The sequence below is a fragment of the Butyricicoccus intestinisimiae genome (genome assembly GCF_018918345.1).
Lineage (GTDB): Bacteria > Bacillota > Clostridia > Oscillospirales > Butyricicoccaceae > Butyricicoccus_A > Butyricicoccus_A intestinisimiae.
This window is the reverse complement of the sequence record NZ_JAHLQI010000001.1, coordinates 53,254-65,832: the sequence shown is the minus strand read 5'-3', so window position 1 is coordinate 65,832 and position 12,579 is coordinate 53,254. Positions and strand designations below refer to the sequence as shown.

Here is a 12,579-nt window from a genome sequence, read left to right as displayed (position 1 = left end):
TTATTTCAAGGTAGTCAAATATTCTTCAAAACAAACACCGTCTGTTTTCGGCAGTCCCATTTCAATGGAACGCAAAATACATTTTTTGATAAATCGAGATGCCTTGCGCACAGAGGTTTCGAACGGTACCTGATTGACGGCATCCGCCGCAATGATAGAAGAAAAGACATCGCCGGTACCCGAGCGTTCGCTGCCGATGCGCAGTGTGCGCAGCAGCTTGGCGTCTCCGCCCTTTTCATAAATCAGATTGGAGACATATGCCTTTTGCGGAATGCCGGTAATGACAATCTTTTCCGGCCCCTGCTCCGCCAATTTTCGCGCGAGAACATCCAGTTCCTTCATGGTCCAATGCCCTTCGTGAAACGGCGTATCCGTCAGAATACATGCTTCCGTTAAATTCGGCGTCAAAATATCCGCATATGCCACCAGCTTTTTCATAGACTGGCACATGCCCTCGGTATACGTCGGATACATGCTGCCGTGATCGCCCATCACCGGATCAATGACCACAGTGGTATGCGCCGTGCAAAAATCCTCCAGAAATTTCTGCACAATGGCAATCTGGCGCTCTGAGCCGAGAAAACCCGTCTGAATGCCGTTAAACTGCAAGTTCAGCTTTTTCCAGTTGTCAATATATGACTGCATTTTATCCGTGTAATCGTCAAAGAAAAACTGTGGAAAGCCTGTGTGATTGGAAAAAATCGACGTCGGGACTGGACAGCACTGAACCTTCAGAGCAGACAAAATCGGCATGGACACTGCGATTGAGCAGCGTCCAAAGCCGGAAAAGTCATTGATAACAGCAATCTTCTTTTGTCTGTTGTGATCTATCATGCACGACCCTTTCTGTCCGTGGCGAGGAAGGTGCGAACGTTTGCTTTTTCAAGCAGCGCACCGACACCGTAGCAAACAGCCAAATTGAGCACCGCCTTGACAGAAAGTCCCGGCGTAGATGCCAGTCCCTGTGTCAATCCGCCATACAGAAATGCACCGGCTACCGTGTAACCGACAACCATCCAGACCATGCCGACAACACAGGCGAGCAGCGTTCTGCCGGAAAACAGCTTGCACGCGTCATCCTTATACGCAATCTTTCCTACAAAATATGCCATCAGAGACTTGATGATAAAAGTCGGAATCGCCCAGTACGCATAACCGGTCAGCAAATCAGCCAGTGCCGAACCGATGCCGCCTGCCCAAATACCGGACTTTCTGCCGATAAACAAAACAGTCAGCAAAATAAATGCATCGCCCAGATGCGCATATCCCAGCGGAATCGGAATCTGGATAACCATGGTCGCAATGCAAGTAATTGCAGCCATAACAGCCGTCAGACACAAAAACCGCGTTGTATACGTTGAATTACTCATGTCGTGTCACCTCTTACAGATGTAATTTTCTCATTGCAGCTATTATATCGCATAACTGTACACAATAAAATGTACAGTTTTGGCTTATTTTATCAGCACAGTTTTGAAAACAGGAAAAATGGCAGGGACAGCACGCGTCCTGTCCTCTGCCATTGCATTTTTTGTTACAGTTCCTGCACAAATTCTTCGATGCGTTCCATTGCAGTTTCCAGATGCATCATAGAATACGAATACGAAATGCGGACATGTCCGCGGCCGCTTTCGCCGAATGCACTGCCCGGAACCACGGCAACCTTTTTCTTTCGGAGCAGCTCATCACAGAACTTCTCATCATCGTCCATATACTTCTGGATAGACGGGAAGATATAGAAAGCACCCTCCGGTTCAAAGCACGGCATGCCGATTTCCTGCAGACGATAATACATGAAGCGGCGGCGCAGATCATACTGCTCACGCATGTACTTGATGTCCTCTCGTCCCGTGCGCAGCGCTTCAATGCCGGCAAACTGGCTGACTGTCGGTGCGGACATGATGCCAAACTGGTGAATCTTTACCAGCGGCTTGAGCATCTCTCGCGGCGCCATGACCCAACCGAGTCGCCATCCCGTCATCGCAAACGATTTGGAAAAACCATTGATGACAATTGTGCGCTCGCGCATGCCCGGCAGCTCTGCGAAGCAGACATGCTGCTTGCCGCCATATGTCAGCTCGCAATAAATTTCATCCGAAATGACAACAATATTGGTGTCGCGCAAAACCGCTGCGATTTCCTCCAAATCCTCCCGCGTCATAATGGCGCCGGTCGGATTGTTCGGGAACGGCATAATCAGCACCTTGGTTTTCGGCGTGATCGCCTTTTTCAATGTCTCTGCGGTGAGCTTAAAGCCGTCCTCCATGCGTGTTTCCAGCGGAACCGGCACACCGCCCGCCATCATGGCCAGCGGTGTATAGCACACAAAGGATGGTTCCGGAATCAGCACCTCATCACCGTCAGATACAAACGAGCGCAGGGCGTTGTCAATCGCTTCGGAGCCGCCAACCGTTACGATAATCTCATCGTGGTAGTCGTATTCCAGATGATAATTCTCCATCGCATAGTGAGAAATCTCTTTGCGCAGGTCTGCTAAGCCCCAGTTGGACGTGTAGAACGTTTTGCCCTGCTGCAGCGAATCAATGCCTGCGCGGCGAATCTGCCAAGGTGTCTGGAAATCCGGCTCGCCGACACCCAGAGAGATTGCGTCCTCCATGGTATTGACGATGTCAAAGAATTTTCTGATACCGGACGGCTTGATGTCCCGTGCTTTGTCCGAGATCAGAGCCGAGTAATCAATCATTCCGGAAATCCTCTCTTTCGTCAATCGGGTTGAACGCAATGCCTGCGTTCTTGTAAGTCTTAAGCACAAAGTGTGTCGAGGTCGAGATAATGTTCTCCATCGGAGCCAGATTCTCCGATACAAAACGGGAAACCTCCTGCAGGGAACGGCCATTGACAATAATCGTAAAGTCAAACGAACCGCTCATCAGATACATATCTACAACCTGCTTGTGGTTATAAATGCGCTGTGCCAGCTCATCGAATCCGGCGCCGGTCTGCGGTCTAACGCGAACCTCAATCAACGCAGTGACGTTATCGCGCTTGATCTTGCCCCAGTCAACAATCGCCTTATAGCCCAGAATGACATCATCTTGCTCATACTTGCGAATGCTGTCTTTTACCTCCTGCTCGGTCATGCCAAGCATCTTCGCAATGCGAGCCGGTGTAATACGGGCATCCTGTTCCAGCAGCTGTAAAATTCTATGCATAAGAAAACCTCCTGCGATTCATAAAGTACTAATAAGTATACAACAGAATCGGCAGAAAGGAAAGTATAACTGCGCATGTTGCAAAAATTTTTACCAAAATAAAACGGCCGCTCTTGCAAGAAGAACGGCCGTTTGCTGCAAAACTATGGTTGTGCGTCACGTGTGTGCCGCCATTATTGTCCTTTTGTCGCATCGGCAACCACGGTATCTGCACCCTTTACGGTGACCCATCCGTGCTTTTTGCGCGCCTCAGCCTCCGTCATACGAATCAAATTGTCCGTGATGGAGTCGGAGATGATTTTGTTTGCCTCTGCTTCCGCCTTTGCATTGGTAATCGTAACCGCTGCTGCGGCTTCTGCACGCGCCTTGTCCGCTTCACCCTGCGCAATGGCGGTCTGTTTGTCCAGCTCGGCTTTTTCTGCATCCTGCTTGGCCTGTTCCTTCGCCTTTACCTTTTCCTGCAGGGCTTCATCCAGCTGTACGTCAATAATCAGTGCGGAGGAAATATTGATGCCGTACTCCTCGGTCAGCTTGGCGTTCAGATATTCTGTAATGGTCTTGCTGACCTCCGAACGCTTGTCGCTGTAAATGTCCATGACCGAAAATTGCGGTGTCACTTCCTTGATGTACGCGATGATGCTGTTCTGCACCATGGTATCCACAATCTGGTCGCCGTCCATGCCATTGAATTTCTCATACAGATCCGTCACGCGGTCCGGAATGAAATTGTAGTTGACCGTCATATTCAGCTTCACCATGCCGCCATTTGCCGGCGCGTCCACATGCCAATCTGCACTTTCGTCCCCGTGGTAATCCTCCGGATTGTCGGACAGCACCAACTGCTGCTGTGCAACCGGATAATGCTTGACCGTTGCCCACGGCGCAATAAAGTGATAGCCCGGTGACAGCGTTTTGTCCTGTACGCCGCTGCGCATCGTGTACACGACGCCGACCTCGCCCTGTCCGACGCGATCGAGGGATGTGGCGCAGAAAGCGCCTGCGATAATAACAAGCACCGCAATTATCGCGATTTTCTTCTTGTTTCTCTTTGGCTTTTCCTGCTTATCCTGTGTTTCCTGCTTGGTCTCTTTTTCCATGCGTTCCTCCCAATAAATCGTTCAGTTTTGCAAATTGATTATATCATATATCAGAAAAATTTGAAACAAGAAATGAGATGCGTTACAATAGAATTCTACAACCACACAAGGAGACAGTATCTTTATGATATTTCAAGAATTTACCCCGCAAATGCTGGATTTTCTCGCAGAAAATCACATCCGCAACAGCAAAGTCTGGTACGAAGAACACAAAGCAGACTGCCGCAGGCTTGCCATCGAGCCGTTTTATCATTTGACCGAGCATCTGGCGCCGACCATGCTGGAAATCGACCCGCAGTTTGTCGTGACGCCGTACAAAGTGCTCAGCCGCGTGCGCCGCGACAACCGCTTCACCAAAAACAAAGACTTATACCGTGACCATCTCTGGCTGACCTTCCGTCATCCAAAAAAGCATTTGAGTGATTCTCTGTGCTATTATTTTGAAATCGAACAGGAAGGCTGGGGCTATGGCGTGGGCTATTATCACATTCCCACTGATGTCCGCGATGAATTTCGCCGGATGATTTTGCATCATGACATGCGGTATCAGCAGGCAAGACAAGCTCTTGAACAGACACCGGCCTTTTCCCTGTACGGCGACTGCTACAAGCGTCCGCCGTTTCCCGATGCGCCGGAGAGCGAACAAACATGGTTAAATCGAAAAAATATTGGCGTCAGTTACTTCTGTGACGACCATACCGCCTTGTTTGACGGCTCATTCTATGATATAATGATATATCATCTGAAGCGAATTGCGCCGTTTTACTATTTTCTTCGCACGGCCGAAGAGCGGGTTCGCCATCAATAAATCTGGAGGCTTGTTTTTGAAATTCACAGCAATTGATTTTGAAACCGCTAATGCATCCATGCTCAGCGCCTGCTCAATCGGCGTCGTTGAGTTTGAAGATAACGTTCCAGTCAAGGAAACCATCACGTTGATTCGTCCACCGGAGGAATATGGAAAATTCAACTGGTACAACGTCCGCATTCACGGCATCAAAAAGAATATGGTAAAAGATGCTCCGACCTTTGACCAAGTTTGGGAGCGCATTCACAGCAGCATTGAAAACCAGCTTATTGTTTGCCACAACGCCGCGTTTGACACGGCCGTTCTGTGCAAGCTGCTGGAGTACTACGGCATTCCGGTGCCGAACTTCGATTACGTCTGCACGGTGAAAATTTCCCAGCTGCTCTGGCCGGAAATGCAGAATCATAAGCTGGATACCGTGTGCAGCGATTTGGACATTCGCCTCAATCATCACGAAGCATTGTCTGACGCGCGCGCGTGCGGTCTCATCTTTGCGCAGGCGCTCAAGAGTCAGCACTGTTTCCAGACCGAAGATTTAATGGATGCTCTGGAAATGCGCATCGGACATGTTTCACAGGCAGGACGGCAAAGCTGCTCTACTTCGGCAGAAATTCGCAAAAAAATTCAGTCGGAAAAGAAAAAACAGGAAAGTCGGCGGCGCTACTATGCCAAGCGCCGGTTGACCGCAGAGAAAGGAGCCAAACACTCATGAGAAACCATGTATTTGAACAGACGGAAAAGTACCGCGATCTGGCAGCCGCTCATGCGGAAGATCTCCGCAAGTATGCGCAGCTCGGATACAACACCGCGCACGACCAGTTGTCTTCCCTGCTCAGCAAGTTTGTATTGTCCGAAGTTTTTGTACTCAAACTGATGCTGATTTCTTTTGGTGTTTTAATCGGCACTGCTTTTTCTGACTTTTTCAAAAAGCACCGCGGTTTCGTCGTTTTTGCGTTTGTTGCATCCGTCGCTCTGTTTGTCTACAAGACCATCCAGTTGGTGGATTCCTGGGCGGACGATGACGCAGATTTTTAACCGATACATCCAGACAGCATTGTCTGGATGTTTTTTTTGAAAAATTTTCATAAAACACTTGCAAACCTTACCGCATTCCTGTATAATACATATTGTTATGTGCCGGTGTGATGGAATTGGTAGACGTAGTGGACTCAAAATCCACCGCTGGCGACAGCGTACCGGTTCGAGTCCGGTCACCGGCACCAAAAACAGCGAGAAGAATTTTCTTCTCGCTGTTTTCTTTTTGTCAAAAATCCCGTGCCGACTGGGTCAGCACGGGATTTTTTCTATATCCGATGGTACTTATTTGCAGTACTTTTCCACATGTGCGCGGGTAACCTCTGCGGACTTCTTTACGTTTTCTTCCTGCGTCATCTCATAGTATGCCGGACGGAAGATTTCGATGGTGCAGCAGTCGCCCTCAAATCCGATTTTCTTCAGCGTGTCTGCATAGCGTGCGTGCGGCAGGCAATCGCCTTCTGCATCCGGCCACAGGCGCTTTTCATCGTTATTGTAGTATGCACCGCACGGCATATCCTCCGTGCCGTTCAGATGCCATACAAAAATTTTCTTGCCGTCAGCCTTCTCCAGAGACTCCCATCCGGAGCCCATTGCGTAGAAGTGGTACTGATCCAGCGTCACGCCAACCAGCGGAGAGTCAACAGCCTCCACAATGGCATAGGCATCTTCAAAGCGGTTGATGGTCATATCCGGTGCACCGCAGAACTCCAAGCTCAGCTTGATGCCGTGCGGCTCTACCTTCTTCACCATTTCCTTCAGAACGGCAACGGCATCCTCACGGATTTCCTTGCGCGTCGGCTGCAGGCCGCGTGCCTTCATGTCCTGAGACGGAACGACAACAATCATTTTGCAGCCCAGAATGTTGCAGCGGCGGATGATTTCGTCCAGTTCGTCCATCACTGCCTGCTTTTCCTCTGCCGTCTGCTTCATATTGAAGAAGCACAGTGCATTGTAAGACAGCATCTTCAGATGATGCGTTGCGAACCATGTACCCAGCTCTTCGATGGTCACGATGCCTTTTTCCAAATCGCGGTTCAGGCACTCGGACTGGATGTCGATGCAGTCAAAGCCGTACTTCTCGCAAAGCTCCAGATCCTGCATCACCGTGTGTCCCTGACAAAAGCGGTCGTTTGCCTCATTAAAACCTAATCTCATGTGTATACTCTCCTTTTATTACATTGTTGTTGTCGAAAGAAGCGGATGGAGCCCGATGCACACGGCTTGGGATCGTATGCATCGGAAATCCGCAGAAAAGAGCAGCAAATTGTGCTGCGCGCCGAACCACATCATGCTTTGTTTTGGTCGTCCTCTCTTCTGTCTCTTACGATACCATTTTTGTGCATTTGTTTCAAGCAATTTGCCGTACTATCATTTTCGCGTGCAAAATCCCGTGATTTCTCCTAGTTTTTCCTCTATTTATTTAGATGTATTGCCCAAGAATCTCTTGTTTTCCCGCAGAGTCCACATGTTACAAAAAATAGTTTCGTGCATTTGTCACATCTTTTCAAGTCCACAAATCTATGATATGATACAAGCATTAGGAGCGTGATAAATCATGGTAACAATGCAGCAAATTGCAGATGCCTGCGGCGTCTCCCGCGGCACGGTAGACCGTGCCCTACACAACAAACCCGGCATTCGTCCGGAGGTCGCCGACCGTGTCCGTGAAAAAGCACGGGATATGGGGTATATTTCGTCGCGGCTCATGCCCTCTCTGCTCAATACGTGGAAAATCGGCGTTGTTCTGCACTCTGCCGCTTCCGATTTCGTCAAAGAATTGGCACATTTATTTGAGCAGTTCCCAAACAGCAGCTTGCTTCCCGTCAAAATTATCCTGCGCACCATGGACGGCGTGGACATTCAGCATCAATTGGCGCTGATTGACGAGCTGGTAGAAATCGAACACATTGATGCGCTCGCCCTCATGCCGCTGGCGAACAGCTTAATCCGCGAAAAAATCAATCAAATCAGTGAAAAAAACGGCATTCCCGTTGTCACATTGAATACCGACATCGGCGATGCCAATCGTCTCGCGTACATTGGTCCGGATGACATTGCTGCCGGACGGTCTGCCGCGGCGCTGATGGGCATGCTGACCGGCGGACGCGGGCACATTCTCCCGATTCTCGGTCAGCAGAGCGGTCACTATGCCGACAGCCAACGCCTAACCGGATTTCTGGAAGAAATGTCCGCCAACTATCCAGATATTGAAATTCTGCATCCGGAATGCTGTTTTTTGGATGGAGAGCTTGCCAAACGCATCACTTGCCGCGCAATTCAGGCGGATCCGGAATTAAACGGCATCTTTGTTTCTTCTATGGGACGCCGCGGCGTCGCAAAGGCTTTGCAGGAGACCGGCACTGCCGGAAAAATCCACGTAATTATTCACGACATTACCCCGTCCAATCTTTCTCTTGTCAGGCAGGGCATTGTCGATTTTGTCATCGGGCAGGACATCGAAACACAGGGCACCCGCCCGATTCAGATTCTGTATGAGTATTTGTCCAACCATCAAATGCCGGAGCAGCGTATTCAGCTGACAGACATCTCCATCAAGTTCCGCTGCAATATCCCGTCGGAAGCATAATATTCCCTTATACTTCTTTCCATTCATTTTGCGCCGGCAGCGCGATTTGTTTTTTCTTGCGTTCTATTCTTTTCCTTGCATATATCTGGGATAATATCGAGAATTTTGCAGCTTTTCTCAAAACATCCTGTCTGATTTCGTCGTATTTACATTGAATCCTGCACAAATCCATGGTACAATGATATTTGTAGGAATATAGAAATTTCTGCAAATCGAACTACGAAAAAGGAGAAGAACAAAAAGTGAAGAAATTCCGATTCAAACTGATCAGCTTGTTTCTCGCTGTCATGATGGTCTTTTGTCTGAGCGGCTGTTCCGAGTCGCAGACCAGAATGATGTTCGGCACTGGCGGTACTGCCGGCACGTATTATTCATACGGCGGCATCCTCGCGCAGTACATGAAAACATATGCTGGCGTACGCACAACCGCGGTATCGACCGGCGGTTCTAAGGTCAACATCCAGAGCATTCAGGATGGAGACTTCCAGCTCGGATTCACGCAATCCGATGTTATGACATACGCTTGGAACGGAACCCGCGCATTTGAGCAGGACGGCCCGACACATGATTTCCGTACCCTCGGCGCCTTGTATGCGGAAACCGTACAGCTGCTCACAATGGATGAGGACATCACCTCGGTAGAAGATCTGCGCGGCAAGCGCGTATCCATCGGTCAGGCCGGTTCTGGCACGTATTTTAACGCAGTGGATGTTCTGGAAGGCGCAGGCATGACCATTGAGGACATCAAGCCGCAGTATCAGTCGTTCGAGGACTCGAAGGAGTCTCTGAAGGACGGCAAGATTGATGCCGCATTTATTGTCGCAGGTCCTCCGACCTCTGCGATTACTGAGCTTGCCACGACAAACGGCGTCAACCTCATCAACATTGACGGCACCGTTCGTGACAACATCCTGTCCAAGTGCCCGTACTACAAGACCTATACCATTCCGGCGGATACCTATCCAGGACAGGCGGAACCGGTCAACACCATCACGGTACAGGCTACCGTTGTCGTCTCTGCACAGGCAAATGAAGATACCGTTTACAAGCTGACCTCGGCTATTTTTGACCATGTCGATGACATCACAAAGGAAAATGCCAAGGGCGCAGAGCTGAAACTGGAAACCGCGACGAGCATCACGACGGTTCCCTATCACGCAGGCGCAGCAAAGTACTATGCGGAACACGGCATCACCGTGAATACAGATGAATAAAGGAGGGTACGGTATCTGTGAATAAGAACGAAGAAAAAACCAAGCTGCATGATCCGGACATGCTTTCTGCAGATGCGGATGTGCAGGCTGATGTGGACTCCGTCATGCGAAAATATGACAGAGAGTCCAACACCCGTATCTGGGAGGGCAAGCCGAAGATTGCAATTACTGTCATTCTCGCCGCGTTCTCTCTGTGGTGTATCTATGTCACATTGTTCGCAACATTTTTGGAAGAAATCCGTTTGACTTCTTTCATGGGTCTCATTATTTTGATGGGATTTTTGATTTATCCGTCTAAGAAGGGCGATCAGAAAGTCAATCACATGCCGATCAGCGACATTATTTTTATGATCGTCGGTGTCGGCTCCTTCTTTTACTTTACGTTTAACGTCAATCAGATTATCAATCAGGGCACCCGCTTTACGTGGTTCCAGATTGTCATCGGTATTCTTGCGATTCTCGCACTGATTGAAGTGACCCGCCGCTGTGTTGGTCTGCCGATTTTGATTGTTGCCGGTGTTTTCATCGTATACGCACTGGCATACGGCCTGACAAATCCGGAATTCTTTGGCAGACTGCGCTATCTCGTGCGCAACCTGTTTTACACCAAGGAAGGCATCTTTTCCACTCCGGTAAATGTCTGCTCCAAATATATCGTTGTATTTATTATTTTCGGCGCGTTTTTGGAGCGCACTGGCATCTCCAACTTCTTTATTGATCTGGCGAACTGCATCGCAGGACGCTTTGCAGGCGGCCCTGCCAAGGTTTCGGTTATCTCCTCCGCTCTGTGCGGCATGGTATCCGGCTCCTCTGTCGGCAACACGGTAACGACCGGTTCCGTCACCATCCCGATGATGAAGAAAACCGGCTATAAGCCGGAGTTCGCCGGCGCTGTTGAAGCAACCTCCTCCACCGGCGGTCAGATCATGCCGCCGATCATGGGTGCTGCTGCCTTCCTGATGGCGGACTTTGTCGGCGTACCGTACTCCAGCATTATCGGCCGCGCCATCCTGCCGGCCATCCTGTATTTTGCAGGCATTTTCATTTCGGTTCATCTGGAAGCGAAAAAGCTGGATCTGCACGGCATGCCGAAGGAACAGCTCCCGAAGGCAAGAAAGCTGGTAAAGAAAATTTATCTGCTGCTTCCGCTGATTATGCTCGTTGTTTGGGTGTCCGGCAACTTCATGACCATGCAGAAAGCCGCTTCCCTCGCCATCGTACTGACGGTGGTTGTCAGCCTGTTCAACAAGGACAACCGCATCACACCGGGCAAGATTCTCGAAGCACTGGAAGCCGGCGGCAAGAGTGCCATCACCGTAGGCGCTGCATGCGGCGTTGCAGGTATTATCTCCGGCACCATCACCATGACCGGTCTTGCCAATGACATCATCAATGCCATTGTCAGCGTTGCCGGTGACCGCCTGATTATCGCACTGATTCTTACCATGCTGTGCTGTATTGTTCTGGGCATGGGTGTTCCGACAACTGCAAACTACTGCATCATGGCCGCTACCACTGCTCCGATTCTGATTCGCATGGGCGTTCCGGTTATGGCTGCACACTTCTTTGTATTCTACTTCGGCATCGTCGCAGATATCACCCCGCCGGTTGCGCTGGCAGCCTACGCAGGTTCTGCCATTGCCAAGAGCAACCCGATGAAAACCGCATTCAACGCGTCCAAGCTCGCCGTTGCCGCATTTATCGTACCGTACATGTTCTGCTTCAACCCTGCTATGCTGCTGATCGACACGACAGCCATTCAGGTTGTACAGATTGCCATTACTGCATTCATCGGTATCTTTGCGCTGGCCGCTGCACTGGAAGGCTACTGCTTCGCCAATATGAACGCTGTCATCCGCATTGTTATCGCTGCCGGCGGTCTGCTGCTCATTCATCCGGCACTGGCAACGGATCTTGTCGGTCTGATTATCGTATTTGTAAGCCTTGGATTCCAGTATGTGCTTTCTAAAAAGCGGAAAGCTGCCGCGCAGTAACGACACGCAACCCACAGAGGAGGTAATCTCGATATGGAAGGAAAACTCAAATATCCGGTAATTACAATCAGCCGCGAGTATGCCGCTTACGGCCGCACCATCGCAGCGGGTCTGTCCGACCGTCTGGGCATCCCGTTCTATGACAAGGACTTTGTTAAAGAGACCGCCAAGCAGAGCGGATATTCCGAAGAAGATATCGTGCGCGAGGGCGAGGACATGAGTCCGGCAAGCAAATTTATGAACAGCCTGCTCAACAACGCAAACGCCTATTCCAGTTCCTATGACGGCATCTACAAGGCACAGAAAGAAGTTGTTTTGAATCTGGCACAGAAGCCGTGCATTATCGTCGGCAGATGTGCTGACCATATTCTGACCCAGAAGGGCATTCCGGCATTCAAAATCTTCCTGTATGCAGACGAGGAACACCGCTTGGAACGCGCCGCAGAGCTGGAAGGCCGTCCCAATTCTCCGGAACTCAAAAAGATTCTTGTCAAAAAAGACCAGAAGCGCGAGACCTATTACAAGCAGTACACAGGTCACCCGATGGGTCTGTACAAGAACTATACCATCTGTCTGGATACCGGCACACTGGGCGTAGAGAGCTGCATTGACATTCTCTGCACCCTGCTGACTGAAAACGCTTAAAAAAAGTGCAAAAAAATCCGCTG

13 protein-coding genes and 1 tRNA gene are annotated in these 12,579 nt (G+C 49.9%); 8 read left to right on the top strand and 6 right to left on the bottom strand.

The window, feature by feature from the left end:
- From KQI75_RS00295 to KQI75_RS00275, 5 genes are all read right to left on the bottom strand, one after another.
- Entirely contained in the window at window positions 1-834 is an 834-nt protein-coding gene (locus tag KQI75_RS00295) for a pyridoxamine kinase (protein WP_216468695.1), read from the bottom strand.
- Window positions 831-1,370, bottom strand: a complete 540-nt coding sequence (locus tag KQI75_RS00290) for an ECF transporter S component (protein ID WP_216468694.1) — start codon at window positions 1,368-1,370, stop codon at window positions 831-833. The genes KQI75_RS00295 and KQI75_RS00290 overlap by 4 nt, the downstream gene beginning before the upstream one ends.
- A 164-nt stretch (window positions 1,371-1,534) precedes the next feature.
- Window positions 1,535-2,704: an aminotransferase class I/II-fold pyridoxal phosphate-dependent enzyme gene (locus KQI75_RS00285; protein WP_216468693.1), complete on the bottom strand. Its 1,170-nt coding sequence runs from the start codon at window positions 2,702-2,704 to the stop codon at window positions 1,535-1,537.
- Entirely contained in the window at window positions 2,697-3,173 is a 477-nt protein-coding gene (locus KQI75_RS00280) for an Lrp/AsnC family transcriptional regulator (RefSeq protein ID WP_216468692.1), read from the bottom strand. The genes KQI75_RS00285 and KQI75_RS00280 overlap by 8 nt, the downstream gene beginning before the upstream one ends.
- Before the next feature lie 173 nt (window positions 3,174-3,346).
- On the bottom strand, window positions 3,347-4,270 hold the full coding sequence (locus KQI75_RS00275; RefSeq protein WP_216468691.1) for a prohibitin family protein: 924 nt from the start codon (window positions 4,268-4,270) through the stop codon (window positions 3,347-3,349).
- 124 nt (window positions 4,271-4,394) lie between these two features.
- Between KQI75_RS00275 and KQI75_RS00270 the strand changes: the two genes are divergently transcribed.
- From KQI75_RS00270 to KQI75_RS00255, 4 genes are all read left to right on the top strand, one after another.
- Entirely contained in the window at window positions 4,395-5,078 is a 684-nt protein-coding gene (locus KQI75_RS00270) for a DUF2461 domain-containing protein (RefSeq protein WP_216468690.1), read from the top strand.
- A gap of 16 nt (window positions 5,079-5,094) precedes the next feature.
- Window positions 5,095-5,790 (top strand): 3'-5' exonuclease, encoded by a 696-nt coding sequence (locus tag KQI75_RS00265; protein ID WP_216468689.1) that lies wholly within the window; start codon window positions 5,095-5,097, stop codon window positions 5,788-5,790.
- Complete coding sequence (locus KQI75_RS00260; RefSeq protein ID WP_216468688.1) at window positions 5,787-6,113, top strand: hypothetical protein; 327 nt, start codon at window positions 5,787-5,789, stop codon at window positions 6,111-6,113. Before KQI75_RS00265 ends, KQI75_RS00260 begins: the two co-directional genes overlap by 4 nt.
- A gap of 101 nt (window positions 6,114-6,214) precedes the next feature.
- Window positions 6,215-6,301, top strand: a tRNA-Leu gene (locus KQI75_RS00255).
- A gap of 97 nt (window positions 6,302-6,398) precedes the next feature.
- On the opposite strand, the gene KQI75_RS00250 is transcribed toward KQI75_RS00255, so the two are convergent.
- The gene (locus KQI75_RS00250) at window positions 6,399-7,271 is read right to left on the bottom strand and encodes a sugar phosphate isomerase/epimerase family protein (protein ID WP_216468687.1); all 873 of its coding nucleotides are present in this window, start codon (window positions 7,269-7,271) and stop codon (window positions 6,399-6,401) included.
- Window positions 7,272-7,671: 400 nt separating this feature from the next.
- Between KQI75_RS00250 and KQI75_RS00245 the strand changes: the two genes are divergently transcribed.
- The 4 genes from KQI75_RS00245 (at window position 7,672) to KQI75_RS00230 (ending at window position 12,556) form a co-directional block, all read left to right on the top strand.
- Window positions 7,672-8,703: a LacI family DNA-binding transcriptional regulator gene (locus KQI75_RS00245; RefSeq protein ID WP_216468686.1), complete on the top strand. Its 1,032-nt coding sequence runs from the start codon at window positions 7,672-7,674 to the stop codon at window positions 8,701-8,703.
- A gap of 242 nt (window positions 8,704-8,945) precedes the next feature.
- On the top strand, window positions 8,946-9,917 hold the full coding sequence (locus tag KQI75_RS00240) for a TAXI family TRAP transporter solute-binding subunit (RefSeq protein ID WP_216468685.1): 972 nt from the start codon (window positions 8,946-8,948) through the stop codon (window positions 9,915-9,917).
- A 17-nt stretch (window positions 9,918-9,934) separates the two neighbouring features.
- On the top strand, window positions 9,935-11,911 hold the full coding sequence (locus KQI75_RS00235) for a TRAP transporter permease (RefSeq protein ID WP_407927173.1): 1,977 nt from the start codon (window positions 9,935-9,937) through the stop codon (window positions 11,909-11,911).
- A 33-nt stretch (window positions 11,912-11,944) separates the two neighbouring features.
- On the top strand, window positions 11,945-12,556 hold the full coding sequence (locus KQI75_RS00230; RefSeq protein ID WP_216468684.1) for a cytidylate kinase-like family protein: 612 nt from the start codon (window positions 11,945-11,947) through the stop codon (window positions 12,554-12,556).
- Window positions 12,557-12,579: the final 23 nt, after the last annotated feature.

What these genes read in the sequence shown, in the direction of transcription:
- KQI75_RS00290 (WP_216468694.1), bottom strand. Translation starts at nt 1,370, where the DNA reads ATGAGTAATTCAACGTATACAACGCGGTTTTTGTGTCTGACGGCTGTT.
- KQI75_RS00250 (WP_216468687.1), bottom strand. Translation starts at nt 7,271, where the DNA reads ATGAGATTAGGTTTTAATGAGGCAAACGACCGCTTTTGTCAGGGACAC.
- KQI75_RS00245 (WP_216468686.1), top strand. Translation starts at nt 7,672, where the DNA reads ATGGTAACAATGCAGCAAATTGCAGATGCCTGCGGCGTCTCCCGCGGC.
- KQI75_RS00260 (WP_216468688.1), top strand. Translation starts at nt 5,787, where the DNA reads ATGAGAAACCATGTATTTGAACAGACGGAAAAGTACCGCGATCTGGCA.
- KQI75_RS00295 (WP_216468695.1), bottom strand. Translation starts at nt 834, where the DNA reads ATGATAGATCACAACAGACAAAAGAAGATTGCTGTTATCAATGACTTT.
- KQI75_RS00230 (WP_216468684.1), top strand. Translation starts at nt 11,945, where the DNA reads ATGGAAGGAAAACTCAAATATCCGGTAATTACAATCAGCCGCGAGTAT.
- KQI75_RS00270 (WP_216468690.1), top strand. Translation starts at nt 4,395, where the DNA reads ATGATATTTCAAGAATTTACCCCGCAAATGCTGGATTTTCTCGCAGAA.
- KQI75_RS00280 (WP_216468692.1), bottom strand. Translation starts at nt 3,173, where the DNA reads ATGCATAGAATTTTACAGCTGCTGGAACAGGATGCCCGTATTACACCG.
- KQI75_RS00275 (WP_216468691.1), bottom strand. Translation starts at nt 4,270, where the DNA reads ATGGAAAAAGAGACCAAGCAGGAAACACAGGATAAGCAGGAAAAGCCA.
- KQI75_RS00285 (WP_216468693.1), bottom strand. Translation starts at nt 2,704, where the DNA reads ATGATTGATTACTCGGCTCTGATCTCGGACAAAGCACGGGACATCAAG.